Genomic DNA, 24,477 nt, shown 5'->3' with positions numbered 1-24,477 from the left:
CCTCCGCTCCAGGCTCCGATCAGCTCCCCAGCAGCTCGACCAGGAACGGGATCAGCGGCGCGTCCGCCGGGGGCATGGCGAGGTCGCGCAGGGCCTTGGGGCGGACCCATTTGAGCGCCTGGCCCTCCATCGGGCGCGGCGTGCCCGACCAGCGGCGGCAGACGTAGAGCGGCATCAGCAGGTGGAAGTCGGGATAGGCGTGGCTCGCGAAGGTCAGGGGCGCCAGGCACGGCTCCTCGACCCGGATGCCGAGCTCCTCGGACAGCTCCCGGATCAGGGTCTCCTCCGGGCGCTCGCCGGCCTCGACCTTGCCGCCGGGAAATTCCCACAGGCCGGCGAGCTGCTTGCCCGCCGGGCGCTCGCTCACCAGGACGCGGCCGTCGACATCGACCAGCGCCACGGCGACCACGAGCAACAGGCGCAGCGGCTGGCTCACGGCGCCACCGCGAAGCTGGCCGAGACCTCGGAGGAGAGCTGGATCGTGCCGGCCTCGATCGGGACGCGCCGGCCCTTGGCGGCCATCGGGGCCGCCAGCGCGCGGCTGTAGACCGGCGGCGGCGGGACCGCGGCGCCCGGGTTGCCCAGGGTGCAGAGCGGCCCGAGCTTGGCACCCACCGCCTCGGCCAGGGCCTCGGCCCGGCTCCGGGCATCCCGGGCGGCCGCGACCTGGAGCGCCGATTCGGCGGTGTCGGGATCGCGCAGGCCGAAGCTGACCCCGTCGATCCGGTTCGCGCCCGAATCGAGGGCCTGGCGCAGCAGGTCGCCGAGGCGGTCCATGTCGGCGAGGCGGACGGTCACCGCGTTGCCGGCCCGGTAGCCGTCGGGCTCCTCGGTGATCAAGCCCCCCGGCCGGGTCACGCTGCGCGAGCCGGCCTGGAGCGTCACCGCGGCGGTGCCGATATCGGCGGTCGGCACACCCAAAGCGCGCGCCTGCGCCGAGACCCCGGCCACCGCCTTCGAGGCGGCGTCGAGGGCCGCGGCCGGGGTCGCGCCCCGGGCCTCGATCCCGATGGTGATCTCGGCGAAGTCCGGCGCCCGCGTCTCCGCGGCGCGCCCGACGACGCTGATGTGCCGCTTGCACGCCGAATCGTCGGCCTGCGCGCCGGCGGGCAGCAGGGCCAGCAGGAGCAGGCCGGCGAGGCGCGCCCTCACGAGCGGTAATCCCCGTTGATCTCGATGTAGGCCTTGGTCAGGTCGCAGGTCCAGACGCGGGCCTGACCCTCGCCCAGGCCGAGATCGACCCGGATCCCGATCTCGGGCTCGCGCATGACCGCGCTGGCGGCGTCCTCGCTGTAATCCGGGTCGCGGGCACCCTGGAAGGCCACGCGCACGTCGCCGAACCAGATCGCCAGGCGATCCCGGTCGGCGGGCTCGCCGGCCTTGCCGACCGCCATCACCACCCGGCCCCAATTGGCGTCCTCGCCGGCCACCGCGGTCTTCACCAGCGGCGAGTTGGCGATCGACATGGCGATCCGGTGGGCGGAGGCGTCGCTCTCAGCCCCGGTGACCCGCACGGTGACGAACTTGCGCGCGCCCTCGCCATCCTTGGCGACGAGCTGCGCGAGCTCGATCAGCAGGCTGTCGAGCGCCGCCTTGAAGCCGGCGAGACGCGGGTCGGCCGCGTCGGCGATCTCGGCATTGCCGGCCTTGGCGGTGGAGAACAGCAGCAGGGTGTCGGAGGTCGAGGTGTCGCCGTCCACCGTCACGCAGTTGAAGCTGGTCTGGGTGCCGGCCGCGAGCAGGGCCTGGAGCGCCGCCTGGGGCAGGGCGGCGTCGGTGAACACGAAGGCCAGCATCGTCGCCATGTCGGGGGCGATCATGCCGGCGCCCTTGGCGATGCCGTTGATGGTGACGCGCACGCCGTCGATCTCGGCGGTGCGGGTCGCGAGCTTGGGGAAGGTGTCGGTGGTCATGATCGCCCGGGCGGCCTCGGCCCAGGCGGCCGGCCCGTCCGTGGCCCGGGCGGCGCAATCGGCCAGCACGCCCTCGAATCGCTCAGCCGGCAGCGGCTCGCCGATCACGCCCGTGGAGGCGACGTAGACCTCCCGGTCGCTGCAGCCGGCGGCCTGCGCGGCGATCTGCACGGTCTTGGCGACGGCCTCCCGGCCGAGCCGGCCCGTGAAGGCGTTGGCGTTGCCCGAATTGACCACCACGGCCCGGGCTGCGCCGTGCGACAGGGCCTCGCGGCACCAATCCACCGGCGCCGAGGGACATTTCGAGCGGGTGAACACCCCGGCCGCCCGGGTGCCGGGGGCGAGATCGACGTAGAGCACGTCGGTGCGGCCGCTGTAGCGGATGCCGGCCTGGGCGGTGGCGATCCGCACGCCCGGCAGCGGCGGCAGCTCCGGCACCGTAGCGGGCGCCAGCGGAGAGACGGGAGGGGATTTCGCGGACGACATCGGCTCAAGCTCCGGCAGCGCGCGGGGCCTCCCGCGGCGGCCCGGTGTTGCCCGCGCGACCCCGGCGCCGTCAACCGCAAGCCTACGCTATGACCACGCTTCGGGCTGCATGCGCTTTGGGCAACAGCGGCGCGGAATGCGGCGCCTTCGCGGCCCAAGGCCTGCGCACGAAGGCTTGCGCGCGACTGAGTTCCCGGCTTAGCATGATGCATCGCAAAGCCAGAGCGAGGTCGAGTGCGGACGATGCCCACAACCGACGTCGAGACGGCCTCCGGCAGGCTGCCCCAGGGCGTTTGTTACCGGATCCAGGTGCTGGTCGTCGGCCGTCACAAGCGCTGGCGCGACGAGATTTCCGCCGAGATCCGGATGCTGGGCTATCAGGTGACCGCCTGCGACCGGGGCGTCGACGCCATGACGGTCCTGGCCCTCGGGCTGCCCGTGGACGTGATGGTGGTGGACGCGGCCCTGCAGGGCGGCCTGTGTTGCGCGCAGCTCGCGGTCGAGGCGCGGGCTCTGCGCCCGGGCCTGCGCATCGTCCTCTCCAGCGATCCGGTCGACCCGCCGGAGCAGGACGCCTCGGTGCTGGTTCCGGACGCGCTGTTCATCCAGCGCGAGCAGTTCCAGGACGGGATGGTCGCCAGCCTGATGCGCGAGGCCCTGGCGAATCGCGTGGCCTGACGCGCGTCGTCGCGCGCACATCCTCGTCGCCACGTCTGCCCCCGGCCCGTCGCCCGCCCGACAGACGCGCGCCGAATCGGTCGTGCGGGCTTAGCCTGGAATCTCCCAACCGGGCTTCCCGGGCCGAAATCCGGGCCTCGGAGCATCGGTCCGAACGCCGGCGGCCGGACGGCGCTTCGGGTCTCCGACGAGCGGCTGTCTGCGCAGGGCATCGGGATCCCAGGAGATGATAGACTCTTGGTTGTTGGTCCGAGGAGCCCTGTCAGCTCGGCATCGTCCGCGGAAACTTGATCTCAGCGGGTATAAAATAGGATTACTATGAAAATACGTTGGATATGATCGTGAATTCAAAAGTGTCGAGCGAGCTCTGAATTGGCCGGGCGGATTGCCCCCATCCGACCGCCGCGAATCTTTACTCTTGCGTCCTGTGCGCGACTGTAAGGTAAAGTCCAATATTAAAACAATAACAACTTTGAAAATACCTGAGGTTGAGGTGCGAATGCTGACACAATAGTGTCATCGATCCGACTTTTATCGGCGTCGTGCCCGATGCGGGCATGCTCTTTGGAAAGTCGTCCACCCGTGAAGTTGGGAATTCGCCACCGGCTCTATGCCGGCTTCGCCATGCTCGTGCTGATTGCCGGCGGCATCGGTGCGTATTCGCTCTATCAACAGAGCTTCATCACCGACCAATACGAGATGCGCGCTCGGTTCGACGTCGGCGTACGGTCGATTCTCACGATCAACAGCCTGGCGGCCCGCCTGACCGGCGCCGCAGAGCATTACCGCCTCGCCCCGAGCGCCGAGCAGATCACCGCGATGGAGCAGTCGCGGCGCGCCATCGAGGAGACGAGCGAGATGCATTTCGCGCGGGCCATGCATACCGAGCGCCGTCCGCTCTATGGGCAGATGCGCGACGATGCACGCGCCCTGAAGCCGGGGCTGGAGCGGCTCGCGACGGCCGGCCTGCGCGTGAACGAGACCCGGACGAACATGTTCAAGGCCGGTGACGCGCTCGCCCGCGCCTTGGACGCGCTGGTCGTCGCGGTTCGCGAGCGCACGAGCGCCGCGATGTCCGATCGCGTTCAGAAGATCGAGAACACCATCCTGCGGGCCCGGCTCGAGGCCGCGCGCTTCACCATGCGGCTTTCGGCCGAGGATCGGGCCGGGTTCCTGGCGGCGGTCGAGCAGGCGCGCGGCGCCCTGAAGGCCTTCGGCGCGGTGGAGGGCGGCGCGATCGTCGCGCCGGAGATCAAGGCGGTCGCCGAGGGGCTGGACGCCTACGCGGCGACCTTGACGGCCTGGGACGGCGCGATGAGCGTCGCCAATGACGCGTTCGAGACGGGCATCAAGCCGTTCGCGGCGTCGATCGAACGGGTCGGCGAGACCGCGCGCGACAAGATCTTCGTCGCCGTGAACGAGCTCACCGAGGCGACCACCGCGTCGGTGGAGAACGCCCGGCGCATCCAGATCGGCCTGATCACCCTGGCGGTGGTGCTCGGCGGCGCGCTGGCCTTCCTGATCGCCCGCAGCATCATCCGGCCGATCGTCGGCATGACCAACGCGATGAAGCGCCTGGCCGAGGGCGACACCAACGTGGCGGTGCCGCAGCCGAAGGTGCGTGACGAGATGCGCGAGATGGCCAAGGCGGTGGACGTGTTCCGCCAGAACGCCATCGCCCGGGCCGAGCTGGAGGCCGCCCAGGCCGCCGAGCAGGCCGCCCGGCTCAGCCGGGTCGAGCGGGTCGACCAATTGGTCAGGGCTTTCCAGCAGAACGTCGCGGCCTCGCTCGAGGTGGTCACCGGGGCCGCCACGGAGCTCGACGCCACGGCGCGCTCGATGACCCAGGTCGCCGACGACACCAACACCCAGGCGGTGGCCTCCAGCGCCGCCGCCGAGCAGGCCTCGACCAACGTCCAGACCGTTGCGGCGGCCGCCGAGGAGATGGTCGCGTCGCTGCAGGAAATCGAGCGGCAGGTGATCCGCTCCAACGAGGTCGCGGGTGCCGCCGCCCATGAGGCGCAGGCGACCAACGCCGCCATGGCCAGCCTGCGGGTGGCCGCCGAGCAGATCGGCGCCGCGGTGACGATGATCTCCGGGATCGCCGGGCAGACCAACCTGCTTGCGCTCAACGCGACCATCGAGGCGGCGCGCGCCGGCGACGCGGGGCGCGGTTTCGCCGTGGTGGCGGCCGAGGTGAAGGAGCTCGCCGGCCAGACGGCCCGCGCCACGGAGGAGATCGGCGGCCAGATCGCCGCGATCCAGTCCGCCACGGGCCAGGCCGCGGACGCGATCGAGCAGATCGCCCGCACCATCGCGGCGGTGAACGAGATCAGCGGGGCGATCGCCTCGACGGTGGTGCAGCAGACCGCGGCGACCAGCGAGATCTCGCGCAATGCCGGCGAGGCGGCCCGGGGCACCCGGGACGTGTCGGCCAACGTGGTCCAGGTCTTGGCCTCGTCCAGCGAGACCGGCAGCGCCGCGACCCAGGTGCTGCACGCGGCCTCCCAGCTGGCGACCCAGTCCCAGAAGGTCCGGCAGGAGGTCGATAGCTTCCTGCGGGACATCCAGGCCGCCTGAGGCGGGCGACGGCGCGCTCCGACGGAAACGCGCCGTTCCGGCCGGGTCTGTCCCGCCCTCGGCCTCATCCCGGGACGACCGGCGTTCGGGGGGGCGCCGGCACCCCGGACTTCGTGAACCGGTCAGACCTTGATCGCCTGTGCGGCACCCGAGCCTCTGGCCCGATCGAGGTCGGAAGGGCGACCGAGAGCCCGCGATCTGCCGGGGTGAGGGCGCGATGGGCGCCCCCGGCGGCTCTCTGCTCTCACGCCCGCCACAGCCGCAACCGCCCGTGATCCGGCCCGGTCGCCTCGCGGGCCAGGCCGTAATGCTCGGCCAGGCGCCCCAGGGCGATGCGGGCCACGACCTTGGCGGAGCGGGCCGGCCAGCGGCGCTCGGCCTCGATCCGCTCCAGGCCCTTGAGGAAGCCGCAGAGGTCGATCAGCAGGCCCGACAGGTCGCTGCCGACCGCGTCAAGGGCGCCGCGTACCCGCTGGCGGGCCGCGATCACCTGGTCGGCCGCGGCGGCCGGATCGCGGGCGCCGCCGCCATCGACCCGGGGCGCGCCGAGGTCGGACCCCATCCGGGGCAGCATCGCCGCCTTCGTCATGTCCCGGCGCAGCCGCTCGCCGGCCTCGAACGCGGCCGGATCGATCAGCGGCGTGCCGTCCGGGTTCCGGCGCCGGACCATCCAGGCCAGGGGATTTTCGGACGCGTTCCGGATGGCCGGCTCCGCGCCGCCGCCGTCGATCACGGTCAGATCCTGGTGCTGGGCGCGATAGGCCATCCCGTCCGGGGCCTGCCTGCGTCGCAGCCGCGCCTGCCCGGCCGGCCCGATCGTCAGCCGGGTGCCCGTGGGATCCCAGGCGGCGAGGTCGGCCTCGACCAGCGCCCGCCCGGCGGCCTGCGCGAAACGCCCGCTGCCCACCGAGACCCCGTCGCCGCCGCGCCGGACCAGCAGCCCGTCCTCGGTCAGCGGATCGGGCCGCGCGTAGGCCCCGGCCTCGCCGAGCCGCACCAGCAGGCGCGTGGCCTCCGCCGGCAGGGCGACCGGCTCCGGTGCGCCCCGCCTCGCCCCCGCCCTGGCCCGTCCGGCCCTCGAGTTTTTGTTCATGATTTGTTCCCACCATGGTACGCAGGCTCGACCGGCCGCGACCCTTGCAGGACACCCCCACGAAGTCAAGGACTTTTTGCCTAACAGAAGAATCAGGTCCGGCGCGGTCGAGTCGGTGGCTGGCGCAGGATCTCGGCGATCTCGTCCTCGGACTTGCCGCGGACCGGGTAGCCCAATTCTTCGAAGCGATCGATCAGGGCGGCGCTGTCGGTGGCGGACCGCGCGGCCCATTCGGAGAGAAGGGTGTTCATCCGCTCGAGATCTTTCGCAGGATCACCATCCCGCGGGTCGGGAAACGCGTTCATGCACAGCACCTCGGCGCCGGACGGGGTCTCGACCGCATCGCACAAACGAGCGATCAAAACCCAACGTCCGACATCGGTTCCGTATCCCTCGCCCGTATCCCCCGGTTGTGCCGAAGGTCTGGGCCGGTCCGGCTCAGGCGGCGTCGCGCAGCGCGTCGGTCCGGCCCAGCCCGATCGCCTTGGCGAGCTCGGAGCGGGTCTTGGCGTAATTCGGCGCGACCATCGGGTAGTCGGCGGGCAAATTCCACTTCGCGCGGTATTGCTCGGGGCTCATGTTGTACATCGCCCGGAGATGCCGCTTGAGCGACTTGAACTTCCGGCCGTCCTCCAGACAAACGATGTGATCCGGCGTCACCGACGCCTCAACCGGCACGGCCGGCTCCGACACCGTGACCGGATGGCTCTCGGCGACGCGCTTCAGGGCCGCGTAGACGTTGCCGAACAGCGGGCGGAGCTCGCTCACCGGAATGGAATTGTTACGCACATAGGCAGCCACGACCTCGGCCGTCGCGCCGACAAGATCTAAGGGTTTCCCGTTTTCGCTTATCATGATACCCCCGATGTATTGCGAGGCTCTGTATTCGCCAGCGCAATGACAGTTTCGTGCGTGTTTCTGATCACACGCCGGGACGTACGGGTACACGACGCGAACGTGCTGGCCCCAAGCCGCGCGTGCACCAATCGATCCCTTGTACCAAGGTACAACAAGAAGTTTTAGGCCACAAGATCGAATGAGATTACCAAGTTCTGTTCGATCCGTCCGATCCCGGACACTATTGGATCAGATTTTCCATCCAGAAGTAGATGCGCTCTTGCTTCGATCGAACTTAAAGTTGGCAGCGGCCGGCTCCGGCGTCGCGGCGGCTTGCGTCGCGGCCCCGGGCGCGACACATGCCAGGACCGGGCGCCCGGACCGGGCGGACAGGACCCGGCGGGAGATACGATGACGGAGATCGGGCGCGGCTTTGATGCTCACCGGACCGAAGCGCCGGTGGCCGAACCCCGGCCGCGGCGCTTCAGCGTCCACGGACGGGAGATCGTCGACGACTACGCGTGGTTGAAGGCGGAGAACTGGCAGGCGGTCCTCAAGGACCCGGCCGCACTCCCCGAGGACATCGCCGCCTACCTCAAGGCCGAGAACGCCTACGCGGAAGTCGCGCTCGCCAGCAGCGCCGACCTGCGCAAGGCGCTGGTCTCCGAGATGCGCGGCCGCATCCAGGAGGACGAGAGCGGCGTGCCCGATCCCGACGGGCCCTATGCCTATTACACCCGCCACCGCGAGGGCGGGCAGCACCCGCTGGTCTGCCGGCGGCCGTCCACGTCGCCGAACGTGCCGGAGTCAGGCCCCGACCCGGACGAGACGATCCTGATCGACGGCGACCGCGAGGGCGAGGGCCTGCCGTTCTTCGAGATCGCCGCCGCGGTCCATTCCGACGACCATCGGTTGCTCGCCTGGAGCGCCGACACCAAGGGCTCGGAACTCTACACGATCAAGGTCCGCGACCTCGCTACCGGCCTCGACCTCGAGGACCGGGTCGAGGCGACCTCCGGCGAGGCCGTCTGGGCCGCGGACGGGCACAGCTTCTGGTACGTGGCCCTCGACGCCAATCACCGACCCGCCAAGGTCATGCGCCACCGCCTCGGCACCGCGCAATCGGCCGACGAGACCCTCTACACCGAGCCGGATGCCGGCTACTTCGTCCATATCGGCCGCACTCAGTCCGGCGCCTTCCTGGACGTGACCGCGAGCGACCACGAGACCTCCGAAATCCGGCTCCTCGACCGGCACGCGCCCTCGGGCTCCTTGAGGCTGGTCCAGCCCCGCGAGCCGCTGCTGATCTACGACGTCGAGCATCGCGGCGACCGGCTCTACATCCGGACCAACGCGGACGGCGCCGAGGACTTCAAGATCGTCACCGCCCCCCTGGACGATCCCGGCCGGGCGAACTGGACCGACCTCGTGCCCCACCGGCCCGGGGTGATGATCCGCCACCTGCACCTGCTGGCCGGCCACCTGATCCGCCTCGAAGTCGAGAACGCCCGGCCGCGGATCATCGTGCGCGATCTCGCCGACGAGTCCGAGCACAGCGTCGCCTTCCCCGAGGAGGCCTACGCGCTGGGCCTGCGGGGCGGGCACGAATTCGACACGGCGACGATCCGCTTCGTCTACTCGTCCATGACAACCCCGTCCGAGACCTGGGATTACGCCTGCGACAGCCGCGACCGGACCCTGCGCAAGCGCCAGCACGTCCCGAGCGGGCATGATCCGGCCGCCTACGTCACCCGCCGGCTGTTCGCCACCGCGCCGGACGGCGAGCGGGTACCGATCTCGCTCCTGCACCGCCGGGACCTTGCGCTCGACGGCTCCGCGCCGCTCCTGCTCTACGGCTACGGCTCCTACGGGACGATGATGCCGGCGGGCTTCCGGACCAACCTGCTGAGCCTGGTCGATCGCGGCTTCGTCTACGCCATCGCGCATGTCCGCGGCGGCACCGAGAAGGGCTGGCGCTGGTATCTCGACGGCAAGCGCGAGAAGAAGCCCAACACCTTCACGGATTTCATCGCCTGCGGGCGGGCGCTGATCGCGGCCGGCTACACGGCGGAGAAGCGCATCGTCGCCCACGGGGGATCGGCCGGCGGCATGCTGATGGGCGCGGTCGCCAACCTGGCCCCGGAGCTGTTCGCCGGCATCGTCGCCGACGTGCCGTTCGTGGACGTGCTCAACACCATGCTGGACGCGGAACTGCCGCTCACCCCGCCGGAATGGCCCGAATGGGGCAATCCGGCCGAGAGCGTTGCGGCCTTCGAGACGATCCTGTCGTACTCGCCCTACGACAACGTCGCCGCCAAGGACTACCCGGCGATCCTCGCGCTCGGCGGCCTCACCGACCCGCGGGTGACCTACTGGGAGCCGGCGAAATGGGTCGCCCGCCTGCGCGCCACCATGACCGGCGGCGGCCCGATCCTCCTGCGCATCAACATGGAAGCCGGCCACGGCGGCGCCGCCGGCCGCTTCGACCGGCTGGAGGAGGTGGCGCTGATCTACGCCTTCGCGCTGATGGCGGTGGGGCGGGCGTAGGGAGCGTCGAGGGGCGGATAAGCGGTCGGCACCGGGGGCCTTGCGTCCCGTCTGATCGGCCCTTCCCACCCCCTTGCCTCATCCTGCGGTGCCCCGCAGCGGCCTCGAGCGAGCCCTCCAGGGATCGCGCGGTTGGCTGGAGGCTCCTTCGAGGCCTCCGCTGCGCTCCGGCGCCTCGGGATGGGGGCTACGATGTTCCCACATCGCTGCCGGACGAGAATCAAGGCCAACCCCAAGCGCGCCTCCCTCCCCCCTCTGCGGGGGAGGGTGGGCCGGCCGTCAGGCCGGGTCGGGAGAGGGGAGCCCGGGTTCAGCAGAGGGCGCGACCGGCATGACGGGCAAAGCCCTGTTCTGCCGCGTCGCTCCCCCTTCCCGACCCCCTTCGGGGGCCACCCTCCCCCGCAGAGGGGGGAGGGAAGCGCGTGTCGGCCTCGGACAGACGTCTCTTTCAGCCGAGAGCCATCCGGACCGTGTTCCCTAAATTCGCTAGGGATGACGGGAGAGAGTGGGGTTGCCGCCGCGCTTCGCCGTTCCGAGGCGGGGACCGGCGATCCGGGCCAAAACGTCCGATGGCGCGATCAGGGCCGACCCTGGGGCTGCGCGGCCTCCGGGGCGCCCGGCTGCCCCTCGGCCGTGCCCTCGCTCTGCGCCCGCGCCCGGGTCTGCCGGGCGGCTTCCTCGGCGGCCGCCTTCTCGGCGGCGGCCTTGAGGGCCGCGGCGCGGGCGCGGTCCATCTCGATCCGGGCCCGGCGGCGCTGGCGCTCGACCTGGTCGGCCTCGGTCAGCTCGATGGTCTCCAGCTCGCGCTGGAGCACGAAGGCGGCGAGCCCGCTCGACAGGGCGCTGACATCGAGGACGCGCTCGGGCGCTCCGAGGGAGCCCGTAAAGCCGAGCTGGACGGAGGGCGCGCCAGCGCTCCAGCCCCGGGGAACCGGGCCGCCGGACAGGAATCCGCGGGCATCGAGGCGGTTGCCGCGCAGGTCGTAGCCGAGGGTGCCGGACCAGCGGGCGGCCCCGAAATCGAAGTCGAGGGGGCCGGCCCGCAGGATCCCGCCGACGATGGTGGCCGGGCTGCTCGCCGGCGCCTTCGCCTGCGCGCCGCCCTTGGCGAGTTCCTCGGCCACCAGGGCCTGGAGCCGCCCTTCGCGCAGGGGATCGTCGATCTCCACCGCTCGGGCGAGGGCACGGCCGAGGGCCGACGGGTCGGCCTGCGGCACGCTCAAATCCTTGAGCGTGAGGCTGCCGCTGCCGGACAGGGTATCGGCGAGGCCCGGGGCGGTCTCCGCCTGGGTGGAGAAGCGCAGGGACGCGGTCAGGCGCCCGCCGATCGGGCTGGACCCCGCCAGGGTGGCGAGCGCGACGTCGTCGAGCGCGCCCTCGCCGGAGACCGATGCCTCGGTCCCTCGCCGGGTGAGCGTGGCCGAGCCGGCGATCCGCCCGCCGCCGAGCTTGGCCGTGAGGTTGCGCAGGGTCAGGGCGCCGTCGGCCAGGCCGAGGGCCACGTTCGCCTCCGTGGCGGTGAGGCCGCGGCCGAGATCGAGGCTCGCGACCCGGGCATCGAGGGCGAACGGCGCGATGGGCTGCGGCGCGGGCCCGAAGCGGTCTGCCTTGGCCGGGTCCGGCGGCAGCAGCAGAGCTGTGGCCAGTTGCGGCACCGACAGGCGGTCGAGGCTGAGGCGTCCCCGGAGCGCTCCGCCCGGCGCCCGCAGAACCTTGCCGCTCAAGGCGGTGCCGGCGATCCTGCCGGTCGTGTCGGCGGCGATGTCGCCGGCATCCTTGGCCAGCACGAAGGTCAGGTCGGCCGGCCAGGCGCCGGGGCTCAGCCGGGCGGCGCCGGCCAGGGTCAGGAACGGGGCGAGGTCGGCGGTGTCGGCCCGGATCGCGCCGGCATTCGGCAGCGCGTCGGCGCCGACCAGGATCGGCCGGGCGGTGGCGAGCTTGAGGCCGGCGATCGTGCCGTTGACGGTCAGCGCGAGGGTGTCGGCCTCCGGCCGCTCGGCGCTCAGATGCAGCTCGGCGGGCTGCTGCAGGCCGGCGATGTCGGTGCGCCCGAACCAGATGCCGGCCCGGGGTGCGGTGAGCGTGGCGGTGCCGCCCTCGATCCGCGTCCCGCGGCTCGCGAGCGTCAGGTCGAGGGTGCCGCCGCCGGCATTGCCCCGGGCCTGGCTGCGCAGGGCGTCGGCCGCGCCGCCCTCCCGGTCCAGGGTGACGGCGAGGTCGAGGGGCGCCTCGCGCAGGAAGGCGGGCAGCAGGCGGATCTCGCCGAGCCAGACCCGCTCGAGCAGGCCGAGCAGCGGCGCCGCCACCGGGGCCTTCAGCCGCCCGGAGACGCGGCCGGTCCCGTCCGCGCCGATCCGCCCGGACAGTTTCGCGCTCGCCCCCGCCAGGTCCGCCACGTCGAGGCTGTCGACCACCAGGCTCGACCCGTCCGACTGGATGCTCGCCGCGATCGTGCCGTTGCCCGAGCCGGCCGGGCCGTAGCGCACGTCCTTGGCCTCGAGGGTCAGGGCGAGGTCGTGGTCGCGCAGGCTGCCGAGGGTGGTGCCCAGAGGCGGCAGGGCGGCGATGTCGATGCCGCTGGCGCGGATCTGGGCGTCGAAGCGCCCGCGCGCGCCCGCCTCCGCGGCGGTGTAGCGGGCATTGCCGGTGATGCGCGCCGGCCCGAGGCCGAGGCGCAGGTTGCGCAGGGACAGGCTGGAGGCCGCCGCGGACAGGTCGGCCGCCGCCTCGATCCGGCGCCCGTCGAGGAGCGCGGTCAGCGGCCCCTCCAGGCCGAGCCGGCGGAGATAGCGCCCGAGCGGCTCGGAATCGGGGGCATTCAGCGCCACCGGGCCGGTGAGGCGGAACGGTGCCGCCTCGATCTGGCCGGTGACATTCAAGGCCGCGTCGCCGGGGCCGACCGCGGACAGGCGGCGCAGCAGCAGGCCGCCCGTGCGCTCGACGGTGCCGGCGAGCGCCAGGTTCGACCATTCCTCGCCGCCGAGCACCAGGCTGCCCACCGCGAGATCGAGGTCGAGCATCGCCGGCAGGCCGCGCCCGAGATCCGGGACGCCGCGGGCGATCAGGTTCTGGCCCTCGGGCGAGGTCAGGAAGGCGTCGAGGTCGAGGCGGCGGCCCTCCAGGTTCAGGCTGGCGCGCCATTGGCGCAGATCGAGCCGGCCGGTGCCGGCGAACCGCAGGGCGCGCCCGCCCGGATCGATCGCGAGTTCGACACCCTCGAACCGCACCTGCGCGCCGCGGGCCTTGAACGTCCCGCCCAGCGAGAACGGCAGATAGGGGCCGGCCGCCTGGGTCGGCGGCCCGACCACGAGGCGGGCCGAGCCCTCGGATTCGATCAGCGTCGTCCCGTCGGCATCGTTGGGCACGAGGCCGAGGCGCGCATCCGCCTCGAAGCGCGGATGCGCGTCGCCCCCGCCCGCGATCTTCACGGCGAGCCGCCCGTCGGCCCCCGGCGTGCCGCTGACCGCCCGGAACGGGACGCCGCCGCTCGTGCCCTCCACCCGCCACGGCCCGATCAGAGCGGGGGTCTGCAGGTGCAGGTCCTGGACATAGAGCTGGTCGGTCCGGCCGGTGGCCGGCACCTGCGTGGTCACGAGGAATTGCTGGACGTGCAGGTCCTCGATGGCGAAGTCGCGGGCCCGCAGGGCCTCGCCGAGGTCGGAGGGGATCCGCACGGCGTCGCTCGCCGCCACCGGGAGCTTGATCTCGGCGCGGCCCACCCGCGTCTCGGTGAAGCGGAACTCGCCCTTCAGCAGCGGCGCCAGCGCGACCTCGGCCTTGACGAAGCGGGCATCCAGGGTCGGCCGGTTCGGGTCGGTGCCGATATGCAGCCGGTCGATGCGCAGCCGCGGCGAGGGCAGGAGCCGCACCTCGATTCGGCCGTCGGTCCGGACCGGAACGTCCAGGGACCGGGCGAGCGCCCGGTCGACGAGGCCGCGCTGGGCCTGCCAATCGATGACGGGCGGGACGGCCAGCGCCGCGACGAGAACCAGGATGACGGCGCCCGCCAGCGCGGTCAGAAGATCACGCACGCTCACCGTTCCGCGAACCACCCCGCGCGGTCGCGGCACCGTGATGCCCCGCCGTCGCGTGCCCCCCTGGGCAACCTGCGACCGGCCATAGCACGATAAGTCCCGGACGGCGCCAGAGGGCCGCCCCGCCCCGAACACCCTCGACGCCGTTCGCGATTTGGTCCAGGGAAGCGGAATGCAGAATGGCCCGCACGCGCAGCCCGCCGGGGACGGCGCTCCGACCTCCATCGCCGCCCGCGCCATGGGCGCCCTCCGGCGGGACGCCGCCAGCTATCTGGAAGGGCTCAACCCCGAGCAGCGCCGCGCCGTCGAGGCGACGGAGGGTCCGGTGCTGGTTCTGGCCGGGGCCGGCACCGGCAAGACCCGGGTCCTGACCACCCGGATCGCCCATCTGATCGCCACCGGCCGCGCCCGCCCCTACGACATCCTGTCGGTGACCTTCACCAACAAGGCCGCCCGGGAGATGAAGCACCGGATCGGCGCGCTGATCGGCCCGGCCGGCGAGGGCATGCCCTGGCTCGGCACGTTCCACGCCATCGGCACCAAGATCCTGCGGCGCCATGCCGAGCTGGTCGGGCTGAAGTCGGACTTCACCATCCTCGGCACCGACGACCAGCTGCGCCTGATGAAGCAGGTGATCGCCGACCAGAACATCGACGAGAAGCGCTGGCCGGCCCGGGCCCTGGCCCACACGATCGACGGCTGGAAGAATCGCGGCCTCGGCCCCGAGCAGGTCCCGCCGGGCGAGGCGACCTCCTTCGCGTTCGGCAAGGGCGGCGCGCTCTACGCCGCCTACCAGGCCCGACTCGCGACGCTCAACGCCGTCGATTTCGGCGATCTTTTGCTACTTTGCCTCAAGCTCTGGCGTGAGAACCCGGACATCCTGGCCAATTACCAGGACCGGTTCCGCTACATCCTGGTGGACGAGTACCAGGACACCAACGTCGCCCAGTACCTGTGGCTCAGGCTGCTCGCGCAATCGCGAAAAAACATCGCCTGCGTGGGCGACGACGACCAGTCGATCTACGGCTGGCGCGGCGCCGAGGTCGACAACATCCTGCGCTTCGAGCACGATTTCCCGGGCGCCGTGGTGGTGCGCCTGGAGCGCAACTACCGCTCCACCGGCCATATCCTGGCTGCCGCCTCGGGCCTGATCGCCAAGAACGAGAGCCGGCTGGGCAAGACCCTGCGCACCGAGGACGAGCCGGGCGAGCGCGTCACCGTGACCGGCGCCTGGGATTCCGAGGAGGAGGCGCGCCAGCTCGCCGAGGCGATCGAATCCCTGCAGGCCAAGCAGCACCCGCTCTCGGAGATCGCCGTGCTGGTGCGGATCTCGGCGCAGATGCGCGAGATCGAGGATCGCTTCGTCCAGCTCGGCCTGCCCTACCGGGTGATCGGCGGCCCGCGCTTCTACGAGCGCGCCGAGATCCGCGACGCGCTGGCCTACCTGCGCGTCACCATGAATGTCAGCGACGACCTCGCCTTCGAGCGGATCGTGAACACGCCCAAGCGCGGCCTGGGCGACGCCACCCTGCAGCAGCTCCACACCTACGGCCGCGCCAACCGCCTGCCGCTGCTGATCGCCGCCCAGCGCCTGTGCGAGACCGACGAGCTCAAGCCCCGGGTCCGGGCGACCCTGCGGGCGCTGACCGAGAGCTTCTCCCGCTGGGCCCGCCTCATCGAGACGCAGCCGCATAGCGAAGTCGCCCAGACCATCCTGGAGGAATCCGGCTACACCGAGATGTGGCAGAAGGACCGGTCCGCCGACGCCGCCGGCCGCCTGGAGAACCTCAAGGAATTCGTCCGCTCGATGGAGGAATTCCCCGACATGGCGGCCTTCCTGGAGCACGTCTCCCTGGTGATGGAGGCCTCCGAGGCCGAGGGCGCCGAGCGGGTCTCGCTGATGACGCTCCACGCCGCCAAGGGGCTGGAATTCGACACCGTGTTCCTGCCCGGCTGGGAGGACGGCCTGTTCCCCAACCAGCGGGCGCTCGACGAGAGCGGCCGGGCCGGGTTGGAAGAAGAGCGGCGCCTCGCCCATGTCGGTCTGACCCGGGCGCGCAAGCGCGCCAAGCTGTCGTTTGCGGTCAACCGGCGGATCCACGGCCTGTGGTCCTCGACCATCCCGTCCCGGTTCATCGACGAATTGCCGGAATCGGCCGTCGACGTGGTCGAGGCGCCCGCGCATTTCTCGGCCGGCGCCTCGCGGTTCGACCGCAACCCGACGCCGTTCGGCTCGAGCTACGGCACGCCCGGCTGGCAGCGCGCCCAGGCCAACACCGCCGCGGGCTCCGGCAACCGGTCCGGCTTCGGCAGCGCCCCGGGCGGCCGGTCCGGCGGGCCGCGCCAGATCGAGGGCGAGCTGATCGCCAAGTCGACCGGCGCGCCCTCCGCGTTCCAGGACGGCCAGCGGGTCTTCCACATGAAGTTCGGCCCCGGGACCGTCGCCGGCGTCGACGGCAACAAGCTCACCGTTGACTTCGATAAAGCCGGCCGGAAAATGGTTCTCGACAGCTTCATCCAGCCCGGATGAAGTCAGTCCCGCCGATCAAGCCCGGACGTTTCAGGGCGGCAGGGTCGGCCGGCTTCGCCCGTGCGGGCGGAGAGGATCGCGGTCGTGCAGGATGCCGCGTCGCCCCGTGTACCCGGCCCTCGGCCTGATGCAGCCTTGCCAGCCGGACGGCTTTTTCCGCGCCGCAGCATCAACCGTCACCCCCTAGTCACACCCGCCGCGCAATCGTCGGGTGCGAATCGCGTTGGTGCGACGCTTGCACTGCGTATTCGACCCCGGGCGAGGCGGCGTGACGCTCTCCACAGGCGAATAGCACGGGGTGGAACCTTCGGCATGGCGCCGGAATTAGTTGCGTAATAGAATAAATCCGGGAGCAACAAGGTAAACGGCAGTTCATCGACAGATCCAGGTTGGCAAGTCCCGTTGGAGTGTTGATCCATGAAGAGACGCCGCACACGACTTGAACTGGTTGAAGACCGCACGCCCCGTATTCATCGCACCCGCTTCGACGAAGAGCGCAACCTCAGCCCGATCCAACCGCTCACCGACCGCCAGGCCGAGTATCTCGACGCCCTGGCCAGCTCCCCCCAGGTGATCGTCCTCGGCCCCGCCGGCACCGGAAAGACCTACATCGCCGGGACCCGCGCCGCCGACCAGCTCCGCCAGCGCCGCATCTCCAAGGTCGTGATCACCCGCCCGAACGTGCCCTCAGGCCGCTCGCTGGGCTTCTTCCCGGGCACCCTCGAGGAGAAGATCGCCCCCTGGGTCGCCCCGCTCACCGAGGCCATGAAGGAGCGGATGGGCCAGGCCGCCTTCGAGATCGCCCTCAAGACCGGCGACATCGAGATCGTGCCGTTCGAGGTGATGCGCGGGCGCACCTTCAAGAACTGCCTGGTGATCCTCGACGAGGCGCAGAACACCACCACGGCCGAGATCAAGATGTTCCTGACCCGGATCGGCGACGATTGCCAGGTCATCATCAACGGCGACGTCTCCCAGACCGACCTGCGCGAGACCTCCGGCCTGCGCACGGTCATGCACCTGATCAAGAGCCGGATGATGCCGATCCCCGTGGTCGAGTTCACCCGCGACGACATCGTCCGGTCCGGCATCTGCGCCGAATGGGTGAAGGCGTTCGAGGAAACGAATCTCTAACCCAGAAGTTGATGGCGGCGGGTCCTCGCGGGCCCGCCGTGCCCTCACCGGCACGAGACGACTCTCCGAACCTCCCGTTTGGGAGGATGAACCGGGCGTCATGCCCGGAGATCAGAACATTGGAGTCTCCTCGTGAGGAAACTGACCTTCGCCTTCGCCGTGCTGGCCTCGCTGGGCGGTGCCGCCCTCGTCCAGCCCGCCAGCGCCGCCCCTGGCCTCCCTTCGGGCATCACGGCGCCCGACGCTGTGACGCAGGTCCGCCTGACCCCGATGGAGCGCCGCATGATGCATCGGCGCATGGAGCGCCGGATGATGCACCGGCACATGCACCGCAAGATGATGCACCGTCGGATGATGCGCCGCATGTGATTGCGACGGGCGGGGCCTTCGGGCCCCGCTTCCGTGTCCGGACCGCGTTTCGGGCGTTGCTCCGCACCCCGCGGATTCCTATCTCGTCACCCTGAATCGCGCAGTCAGGCCGCCGAACGGCAGCCGGCCGATCCGGGAGACCACGATGCCCCCCTCGAACCGACTGTTCGACGATCTCGCTCGCCTGATGACCGATGCGGCCGGCGCCGCCCAGGGCGTGCGCCGCGAGGCCGAGACGGTGGTCAAGGCGCAGGTCGAGCGCCTCGTCCGCGACCTCGACATCGCCTCCCGCGAGGAACTCGACGTGCTGCGCGATATGGTGACCAATCTCCGCGCCCAGAACGAGGCGCTCGCCGCCCGTGTGGCCGCCCTGGAGGCCCGGGAGGGCAGCGCCGGGGCCGGGGCCGCGGGGCTCAGCGAGGCCGTCTGAGTCCGGACGGCAACGCTTCAGGCTTTTGCACAGGAAGCGCAGCCGATGATTTCGTTTCCTGTTCACCGAGCGTGACCTGCACTTTGTGTCGCGAGTCACGGCCGGTCTATAGTCAGGCATAGGGTGATTCGGCGGCTGCGGGGCGATGTCCGCAGAGCTTCGACAGTCGATCGCGTCAACCCCGGCCTGTCTTCGCCGGTCGTATCAAGTTCTCGGAGTGTTCTCGCACTCTTCTCGCGTCCCCGTCACGTCGGTCCGGGTCGATTCCGGGCCGTCCTTTTGGATCGTCATGCCGCTTCTCCACGTCGACTTCCACGACCCTGACCGGAACGAGCATCCGCTCGACGTCGTCGAGCGTTTGGCGTCCCTGCGCGACTGGATCTTCGACCGGGCCGAGACCGACGAGATGTCGATCACCAGCCCCGGCCGCTGGACCGACTACCATGTGGCCTTCACCTGGATCGAGGACGTCGAGGCCCTGCACGTGGCCTGCGCCTTCGACCTGAAGGTGCCGGAGCGGCAGCGGACCGAGGTGCTGCGGCTGATCGCGATGATCAACGAGCAGCTCTGGATCGGCCATTTCGACCTGTGGTCGAGCGACAGCGTGGTGATGTTCCGCCACGCGCTGCTGCTGGCCGGCGGCGCGGTGCCGACCCATCCGCAATGCGCCACCATGATGAAGACCGCCGTGGATGCCTGCGAGCGCTACTTCCAGGCGTTCCAGTTCGTGCTCTGGGCCGGCAAGAGCGCCCGCGAGGCGCTGGACGCCGTGCTGTTCGAGACCGAAGGCGAGGCGTGACGGCGGCCGCGACCCCGGCGCGGATGCCCGCCTCCCTGGTTCTCGCCGGGGCCGGCAAGATGGGCGGCGCGATGCTGGCGGGCTGGCTCGAGGCGGGCCTCGACCCCCGCGCCACCACGATCATCGACCCGGTGCCCGCCCGCCCGATCGTGGATCTCTGCGCCCGGCACGGCATCCGGCTGAACCCGGCGGAGCCCGAGCCCGGGGCGGTGCTGGTCCTGGCGATCAAGCCGCAGGGCCTGGAGGCGGCAGCCCCCGGCCTCGACCGGCTCGTCGGCCCCGACACGCTGCTGGTCTCGATCCTGGCGGGCAAGACCATCGCGGATCTGCGCGCCCGGCTGCCCCGGGCCCGCGCCGTGGTCCGGGCCATGCCGAACCTGCCGGCGAGCATCGGCCGGGGTGCCACCGGCGCCTGCGCGAATGCGGAGGTGACGCCGGCGCAGCGCGACGCGGCCGACGCCCTGTTCGCCGCCAACGGCACCGTGGCCTGGCTCGCCGACGAGGCGCAGATCGACGCCGTGACCGCGGTCTCGGGCTCCGGGCCGGCCTATGTCTTCCTGCTGGTCGAGGCCCTGGCCGATGCTGGGATCGCCGAGGGGCTCGAGCCTTCGGTGGCGCAGGCCCTGGCCCGGGCCACCGTCTCGGGCGCCGGCGCGCTGCTGGAGGCGAGCCCCGAAGAGGCGGCGGAGCTGCGCCGCAACGTCACCTCCCCGGGCGGGACCACGGCGGCGGCCCTCGACGTGCTGATGCGGCCGGACGGCCTGGCGCCGCTCCTGCGCGCGGCCGTGGCGGCGGCCCGGCGCCGGGCGGCCGAGCTCGCCGGCTGACATCCGTGCGGCATCGCCGCGCGACGGCCCTGCCCATCGCCGCCGCCTTTCCTACATGAGAGCCGACGACCGACAGGAGCGGGCGACAGACCCATGACCGAGACCAGAGCCCCGTCGAAGCGCACCCGCAAGGGTGCCGGTGCCGTGCCGGACGACACGAGCCAGGCCGACACGGCCCAGGACGCCGCTGCGCAGGCCGAGAGCCCGCCCAAGCTGCCGCCCCGCGAGGCCGCGGTCGAGGCCCTGATGCGGCTGGCCGCCGAGCAGCCCTGGAACGACATCGAGATCGGCGACATCGCCCGCGAGGCCGGCCTGACGCTCGCCGAGTTGCGCGACCTGTTCCCCTCGAAGGGCGCGGTTCTGGGCGGCCTCACCCGGATCATCGACCGGAAGGTCCTCGAAGGGGACATCTCGGGCCTCGAAGAGGAGCCGACCCGCGAGCGCCTGTTCGACGTTCTGATGAGCCGGCTCGACGCGATGACGCCCTACAAGCCAGCTTTGCGCCGGATCGCCTACGCGTTGCGCGGCGAGCCGCTGTCGATGCTGGCGCTGAACAGCGTGATGCTGAACTCCCACCGCTACATGCTGGCGGCGGCCGGGATCGACACCGAGGGCCCGCTGGGCCAGCTCAAGCTCCAGGGCGTCGTGATCGCCTTCGCCCGCGTGACGCAGGTCTGGCTCGAGGATGACGACCCTGCGCTCGCCCGGACCATGGCCAAGCTCGACAAGGAGATCCGCAACGGCGAGCGCCTCATGGAGCGTGCCGAGGATGCCCGGCGGCTGACCGCGCCGCTGCGTGCGCTGGGACGCTCCCTCCTCGACCGCCGCCCCCGGACCCGCCGCCCCACGCCGGACGGCGACGAGACCGACCCCGCGGCGGCGATCTAACGCGTCGGGCGGGGCGCCGTCGCGAAACCGACGGCGCCCTATCCCTCGACCTGCAGGAACCGCACCGCGTCGCGGTGCACCCGGTCGGCCATGGCGCGGACGCCGTTGGAGCGCTGCGGGGTCAGGTGCTCGCCCAGGCCCAGCTTGGTGTAGAGCGCGAAGGCGTCGGTCTCGGCGGCCTCGCGCAACGGCTTGCCGTCGAACAGGGCGATCATCAGCGCCACCAGCCCACGCACGATATGGGCGTCGCTGTCGCCGCGCATGCGCAGGCGGGGCTCCGAATCCGAGCGGTCGACGTCGAGGTCGATCCAGACCTGGCTGGCGCAGCCCTGGACCTTGTTGGCCTCGGCATGGAGCTCCGGGTCCGGGGGCGGCAGGGCGCGCCCGAGCTCGATGAGGTAGCGGTAACGCTCTTCCCAATCGTCGATGAAGGCGAAATTCTCGACGATGGTGTCGATCGGGGGAACCATGAGGGACCGGATTTGGGGTGGGCCGGGGTCGCTATAGAGCCCTGGCGAAAATCTGGCGACTCCATCGCAAATCGCCAGGGGGCGCGGCGCCGGAGATCACGCCTCCGGCGGCTGCGTCGGCGGCAGGGTCAGGACCAGGGGCGCGGCGGTGCTGGCATCGCCGGTCACCTGGATCTCGGCCTGGGCGGCGTAGGCGGCGATCAGGCGCGGCCCGAGATTGGGCACGTTGGACCGGCCGGTAGCCGCCATCTCGCTCACCCCGGAGACGATCGAGACCCGCAGCGGATGCCCCGCGGCGGAGTCGATCTCGATGGCGATGGAGCAGGCGACGTGCTCGGCGGTGGCGTCGAGGCACTCGGCCACGATCTCGGCGACGATCATGCCGAGCGCGTTGGCGGTGCGCGGCTCGACCAGCCCGGTCCCGGAGCCGCCGACCTGGACGCTGATCCGCCCGGCGCGCCGGAGCTGCCCGAGACCCGAGGCCAGACGGTGCAGGTAATCGTGCAGGTCGATCGACGCGATATGGGGCGCCTCGTGCAGGTGCTGCTGCACCAGCGCGATCGCCCGCACCCGCTGGCCCAGCGCCTCGAAGCTGCCGCGGCACGGGTCCGGGGCGGCGCGCCCGTAGAGGCCGATCAGGCTGACCATCACCTGCAGGTTGTTGCGCACCCGGTGGTAGACCTCGGCCAGCAGCGCCTCCTTCTCGGCCAGCGCCTGCTCGATATGCTCCTCGGCATGCTTGCGGTCGGTGATGTCGAAGCAGGATCCGAGATAGCCCTGGAACCGGCCGTCCTCGACCAGCGGGCGGGCGGTGTCGAGCAGCCAGCGGTAGACGCCGTCATGCCGCTTCAGGCGGAATTCCACGGTGAACGGCGCCCGCGCGGCGAAGGCCTCGGCGACGATCCGGGCATGGCGCTCGAAATCCTCGGGGTGCAGCCCACTGCGCCAGCCGAGGCGCAGCTCCTCCTCGAGCGGGCGCCCGGTGAAGTCGAGCCAGCACTCGTTGTGGTGGACCGCGTGGCCGTGCTCGTCGGAGCGCCACAGCATCAGCGGCACCACGTCGGCGAAGCGCCGGAAGCTGTCGCTCAACGCGATGGACCCCGCTTCCGACGCCCCTCGGCCCGGATCCCCCGCGGGGTCCATCGCCTGCGACGCAGCCGTTCCGGACCCTGGTGGCTGACCGCCCATTCTGTACCCGACCCGCTGTGCCGAACTGTGTGAGACGCCGTTCTCGTATCCTGATGGCGCCGGTCAACGTGCCGGTGGGGGTCCCGTTCCGGTCCCACGTTGCCGCTGCGGTGCTCATCCACACGTCTGTGCGGATTTAGACGGAAAGACCGGGTTTGAGGGCGTTTTGGCGCGTCGGTGTGGGGTTCGTACGTTCGGTTACAGATCATCTCCTGTTCGACAGGATATCCCGTCCCGATGGTGCGCTCCTCGGCGCCGATAGAGGCGCGAATATCGGGCCGTCGGGCTGCGCCGCGTCCGATCTTCGATGCGGGCGCGCGGATGCCGAATTCTTTCACCGCGTGATGCGGGGGGGCTTCTCCCGTGAGGGGGGAGGGACGGTGCCTCTCCGGGCAGACAGGGTCCCTCACCCCCAACCCTCTCTCGCAGGAGAGGTCGCACGTTGCGCCCTGCGCGGGCCGAGGTGAATACCTTTCAGCCCCCACGGGAGAGGGCCCCCCGAACCGGTCCCGCGCTGCGTGAACCCGCCGGGGCGGTCCGACTTCAGGCCCGGATCAGCTTCGAGACCACCGCCAGGAGCTGCTCCGGCTTGAACGGCTTGGTGATCCAGCCGGTGGCGCCGGCGAATTTCGCCTGCTGCTTGATGCTGTCGTCCGACTCGGTGCTCAGGAACAGGATCGGCACGCCCGCGCAGGACGGCACCGTGCGCAGCTGCTTGATCATCTCGATGCCGTTCATCACCGGCATGTTGAGGTCGGTGATCACCAGGTTGATCGTCTCGGCCTTGGCCTTGGCGAGGCCTTCGGCGCCGTCCTCGGCCTCGATCACCGTGTGGCCGGCGGGGCCCAGCACGATCTTGATCATCTGGCGGATGCTGGGCGAATCGTCGACGGCAAGTACGGTGGCCATGAAGGGAATCCGGTGCTGAGGTCAGAGGGCTGAGGCGGAATCCGCCGCGAACGGGGCGTGCGGCGTGAAGCCGGCGCGCCGGAAGGCCGCCGCGACCGCGTCGGGCGGGTTGGTCAGGTCGAGGGTGGCGCCGCGCGCGCCGGCCGACTTGGCGGCCGCGACCACGAGCTGGACGAAGGTGACGTCGACCTTCTCGACCGCCGCGCAATCCAGCAGGAGGCCGGGCGCGCCCTCGAGTGCCGCCAGCAGGTCGGCCTGGAGGGCCTGCGCCGTCCGGAGCGTGCATTCCGGCGGCAGGGTGAGGGTGGCGGGTTCGGCCATGAGGAATCCGTTGCGGTTGAACGGCCAGATTGGCTGCAGGCGATCTCTTTAAGATTCGCGGCCGTTAAGTTTCCCTTGAGCTGACCATAGCGACCGAGCTTGCCCGAACCTTGATCCCGGGTTTCCTGTTGAAAACTGCCATGGCGTGCCCGATGTGCAATTTTGTATTGTAAAAATTGTTCGGTGACTTCGGCGGTATGGAAATCGACTCTTGCTGGTATTCGATGGCATTTCGACCCACGTCCGCAGAAAGCATTGATATTCGAGGACCGAAATATATCCGCAATCGTCGCATGGTCTGGGTCACATAAACCGTGTGATCGAGCGCGCATATTGCCTCGGTCATAACTGTTCATTCAGATGACTGGCCTAGGCACCGGGGGTTCACAATCGTGCGTTCGAGCCTGTCCCCGGCAAGATCTGACAGAGTCCAAGGAATATCTA

General features: G+C 70.9%; 21 protein-coding genes. 10 read left to right on the top strand and 11 right to left on the bottom strand.

From position 1 onward, the window contains the following. Positions 1–19: 19 nt before the first annotated feature. Genes LGR69_RS13290 through argJ form a run of 3 tightly spaced genes read right to left on the bottom strand, consistent with a single transcriptional unit; the run spans position 20 to position 2,399 of the window. Entirely contained in the window at positions 20–436 is a 417-nt protein-coding gene (locus tag LGR69_RS13290) for a (deoxy)nucleoside triphosphate pyrophosphohydrolase (RefSeq protein ID WP_007569123.1), read from the bottom strand. Further along, positions 433–1,152 carry an SIMPL domain-containing protein gene (locus tag LGR69_RS13285; RefSeq protein WP_230366297.1) on the bottom strand — a complete coding sequence of 240 codons (720 nt, stop codon included), beginning with the start codon at positions 1,150–1,152 and terminating at the stop codon, positions 433–435. The genes LGR69_RS13290 and LGR69_RS13285 overlap by 4 nt, the downstream gene beginning before the upstream one ends. Beyond that, positions 1,149–2,399, bottom strand: a complete 1,251-nt coding sequence (argJ, locus tag LGR69_RS13280) for a bifunctional glutamate N-acetyltransferase/amino-acid acetyltransferase ArgJ (RefSeq protein ID WP_230366296.1) — start codon at positions 2,397–2,399, stop codon at positions 1,149–1,151. Before argJ ends, LGR69_RS13285 begins: the two co-directional genes overlap by 4 nt. Before the next feature lie 243 nt (positions 2,400–2,642). Between argJ and LGR69_RS13275 the strand changes: the two genes are divergently transcribed. Further along, positions 2,643–3,077 carry a response regulator gene (locus LGR69_RS13275; RefSeq protein WP_007569116.1) on the top strand — a complete coding sequence of 145 codons (435 nt, stop codon included), beginning with the start codon at positions 2,643–2,645 and terminating at the stop codon, positions 3,075–3,077. A gap of 549 nt (positions 3,078–3,626) precedes the next feature. After that, the gene (locus LGR69_RS13270) at positions 3,627–5,657 is read left to right on the top strand and encodes a methyl-accepting chemotaxis protein (protein ID WP_122161484.1); all 2,031 of its coding nucleotides are present in this window, start codon (positions 3,627–3,629) and stop codon (positions 5,655–5,657) included. A gap of 244 nt (positions 5,658–5,901) precedes the next feature. On the opposite strand, the gene LGR69_RS13265 is transcribed toward LGR69_RS13270, so the two are convergent. The 3 genes from LGR69_RS13265 to LGR69_RS13255 all read right to left on the bottom strand — a co-directional run bounded on the left by LGR69_RS13265 (position 5,902) and on the right by LGR69_RS13255 (position 7,605). Beyond that, a complete protein-coding gene (locus tag LGR69_RS13265) occupies positions 5,902–6,750 on the bottom strand; it encodes a DUF6456 domain-containing protein (RefSeq protein ID WP_007569112.1) in 849 nt (282 codons plus the stop codon). A 92-nt stretch (positions 6,751–6,842) separates the two neighbouring features. Beyond that, the gene (locus tag LGR69_RS13260) at positions 6,843–7,001 is read right to left on the bottom strand and encodes a hypothetical protein (protein ID WP_307354840.1); all 159 of its coding nucleotides are present in this window, start codon (positions 6,999–7,001) and stop codon (positions 6,843–6,845) included. Positions 7,002–7,188: 187 nt separating this feature from the next. Next, a complete protein-coding gene (locus LGR69_RS13255; protein WP_230366295.1) occupies positions 7,189–7,605 on the bottom strand; it encodes a Ros/MucR family transcriptional regulator in 417 nt (138 codons plus the stop codon). Positions 7,606–7,998: 393 nt separating this feature from the next. Here LGR69_RS13255 and LGR69_RS13250 point away from each other — a divergent pair, with 393 nt between their 5' ends. Next, positions 7,999–10,134 carry a S9 family peptidase gene (locus LGR69_RS13250; protein WP_230366294.1) on the top strand — a complete coding sequence of 712 codons (2,136 nt, stop codon included), beginning with the start codon at positions 7,999–8,001 and terminating at the stop codon, positions 10,132–10,134. Positions 10,135–10,712: 578 nt separating this feature from the next. On the opposite strand, the gene LGR69_RS13245 is transcribed toward LGR69_RS13250, so the two are convergent. After that, positions 10,713–14,165, bottom strand: a complete 3,453-nt coding sequence (locus LGR69_RS13245) for an AsmA family protein (protein ID WP_230366293.1) — start codon at positions 14,163–14,165, stop codon at positions 10,713–10,715. A 175-nt stretch (positions 14,166–14,340) separates the two neighbouring features. Here LGR69_RS13245 and LGR69_RS13240 point away from each other — a divergent pair, with 175 nt between their 5' ends. The 7 genes from LGR69_RS13240 (at position 14,341) to LGR69_RS13210 (ending at position 21,145) form a co-directional block, all read left to right on the top strand. Beyond that, positions 14,341–16,698 carry an ATP-dependent helicase gene (locus tag LGR69_RS13240; protein ID WP_007569169.1) on the top strand — a complete coding sequence of 786 codons (2,358 nt, stop codon included), beginning with the start codon at positions 14,341–14,343 and terminating at the stop codon, positions 16,696–16,698. Positions 16,699–17,115: 417 nt separating this feature from the next. After that, the gene (locus LGR69_RS13235) at positions 17,116–17,832 is read left to right on the top strand and encodes a PhoH family protein (RefSeq protein WP_007569167.1); all 717 of its coding nucleotides are present in this window, start codon (positions 17,116–17,118) and stop codon (positions 17,830–17,832) included. A 132-nt stretch (positions 17,833–17,964) separates the two neighbouring features. Beyond that, positions 17,965–18,201, top strand: a complete 237-nt coding sequence (locus tag LGR69_RS13230; RefSeq protein ID WP_007569165.1) for a hypothetical protein — start codon at positions 17,965–17,967, stop codon at positions 18,199–18,201. 145 nt (positions 18,202–18,346) lie between these two features. Next, positions 18,347–18,631: an accessory factor UbiK family protein gene (locus tag LGR69_RS13225; RefSeq protein ID WP_007569164.1), complete on the top strand. Its 285-nt coding sequence runs from the start codon at positions 18,347–18,349 to the stop codon at positions 18,629–18,631. Between the two features lie 289 nt (positions 18,632–18,920). Next, positions 18,921–19,430 carry a type III secretion system chaperone family protein gene (locus LGR69_RS13220; protein WP_007569163.1) on the top strand — a complete coding sequence of 170 codons (510 nt, stop codon included), beginning with the start codon at positions 18,921–18,923 and terminating at the stop codon, positions 19,428–19,430. A gap of 23 nt (positions 19,431–19,453) precedes the next feature. Continuing rightward, a complete protein-coding gene (proC, locus tag LGR69_RS13215; protein WP_230366517.1) occupies positions 19,454–20,257 on the top strand; it encodes a pyrroline-5-carboxylate reductase in 804 nt (267 codons plus the stop codon). Positions 20,258–20,350: 93 nt separating this feature from the next. Further along, a complete protein-coding gene (locus tag LGR69_RS13210) occupies positions 20,351–21,145 on the top strand; it encodes a TetR/AcrR family transcriptional regulator (RefSeq protein WP_230366292.1) in 795 nt (264 codons plus the stop codon). 38 nt (positions 21,146–21,183) lie between these two features. Here the strand turns inward: LGR69_RS13210 and LGR69_RS13205 are convergent, their stop codons facing one another. From LGR69_RS13205 to LGR69_RS13190, 4 genes are all read right to left on the bottom strand, one after another. Further along, on the bottom strand, positions 21,184–21,615 hold the full coding sequence (locus LGR69_RS13205; RefSeq protein WP_039904580.1) for a SufE family protein: 432 nt from the start codon (positions 21,613–21,615) through the stop codon (positions 21,184–21,186). A 96-nt stretch (positions 21,616–21,711) separates the two neighbouring features. Further along, entirely contained in the window at positions 21,712–22,803 is a 1,092-nt protein-coding gene (locus tag LGR69_RS13200) for a sensor histidine kinase (RefSeq protein ID WP_370881362.1), read from the bottom strand. A gap of 543 nt (positions 22,804–23,346) precedes the next feature. Beyond that, positions 23,347–23,712 (bottom strand): response regulator, encoded by a 366-nt coding sequence (locus LGR69_RS13195; protein WP_230366290.1) that lies wholly within the window; start codon positions 23,710–23,712, stop codon positions 23,347–23,349. A gap of 21 nt (positions 23,713–23,733) precedes the next feature. Beyond that, positions 23,734–24,033, bottom strand: coding sequence for an STAS domain-containing protein (locus LGR69_RS13190; protein WP_091865217.1), 300 nt, complete (start codon positions 24,031–24,033; stop codon positions 23,734–23,736). Positions 24,034–24,477: the final 444 nt, after the last annotated feature.

The organism is Methylobacterium brachiatum (assembly GCF_020523825.1).
Classification (GTDB): domain Bacteria; phylum Pseudomonadota; class Alphaproteobacteria; order Rhizobiales; family Beijerinckiaceae; genus Methylobacterium; species Methylobacterium brachiatum.
This window is presented reverse-complemented; position numbering and strand designations above follow the sequence as displayed.

Bases quoted from the DNA above. Each gene is read 5' to 3' on its own strand.
- LGR69_RS13200 (WP_370881362.1), bottom strand. From the start codon at position 22,803: ATGGGCGGTCAGCCACCAGGGTCCGGAACGGCTGCGTCGCAGGCGATG.
- LGR69_RS13275 (WP_007569116.1), top strand. From the start codon at position 2,643: ATGCCCACAACCGACGTCGAGACGGCCTCCGGCAGGCTGCCCCAGGGC.
- LGR69_RS13240 (WP_007569169.1), top strand. From the start codon at position 14,341: ATGCAGAATGGCCCGCACGCGCAGCCCGCCGGGGACGGCGCTCCGACC.
- LGR69_RS13270 (WP_122161484.1), top strand. From the start codon at position 3,627: ATGCGGGCATGCTCTTTGGAAAGTCGTCCACCCGTGAAGTTGGGAATT.
- LGR69_RS13190 (WP_091865217.1), bottom strand. From the start codon at position 24,033: ATGGCCGAACCCGCCACCCTCACCCTGCCGCCGGAATGCACGCTCCGG.
- LGR69_RS13210 (WP_230366292.1), top strand. From the start codon at position 20,351: ATGACCGAGACCAGAGCCCCGTCGAAGCGCACCCGCAAGGGTGCCGGT.
- LGR69_RS13260 (WP_307354840.1), bottom strand. From the start codon at position 7,001: ATGAACACCCTTCTCTCCGAATGGGCCGCGCGGTCCGCCACCGACAGC.
- proC (WP_230366517.1), top strand. From the start codon at position 19,454: ATGCCCGCCTCCCTGGTTCTCGCCGGGGCCGGCAAGATGGGCGGCGCG.
- LGR69_RS13255 (WP_230366295.1), bottom strand. From the start codon at position 7,605: ATGATAAGCGAAAACGGGAAACCCTTAGATCTTGTCGGCGCGACGGCC.
- LGR69_RS13205 (WP_039904580.1), bottom strand. From the start codon at position 21,615: ATGGTTCCCCCGATCGACACCATCGTCGAGAATTTCGCCTTCATCGAC.
- LGR69_RS13220 (WP_007569163.1), top strand. From the start codon at position 18,921: ATGCCGCTTCTCCACGTCGACTTCCACGACCCTGACCGGAACGAGCAT.
- LGR69_RS13195 (WP_230366290.1), bottom strand. From the start codon at position 23,712: ATGGCCACCGTACTTGCCGTCGACGATTCGCCCAGCATCCGCCAGATG.
- argJ (WP_230366296.1), bottom strand. From the start codon at position 2,399: ATGTCGTCCGCGAAATCCCCTCCCGTCTCTCCGCTGGCGCCCGCTACG.
- LGR69_RS13225 (WP_007569164.1), top strand. From the start codon at position 18,347: ATGCCCCCCTCGAACCGACTGTTCGACGATCTCGCTCGCCTGATGACC.
- LGR69_RS13250 (WP_230366294.1), top strand. From the start codon at position 7,999: ATGACGGAGATCGGGCGCGGCTTTGATGCTCACCGGACCGAAGCGCCG.
- LGR69_RS13265 (WP_007569112.1), bottom strand. From the start codon at position 6,750: ATGAACAAAAACTCGAGGGCCGGACGGGCCAGGGCGGGGGCGAGGCGG.
- LGR69_RS13235 (WP_007569167.1), top strand. From the start codon at position 17,116: ATGAAGAGACGCCGCACACGACTTGAACTGGTTGAAGACCGCACGCCC.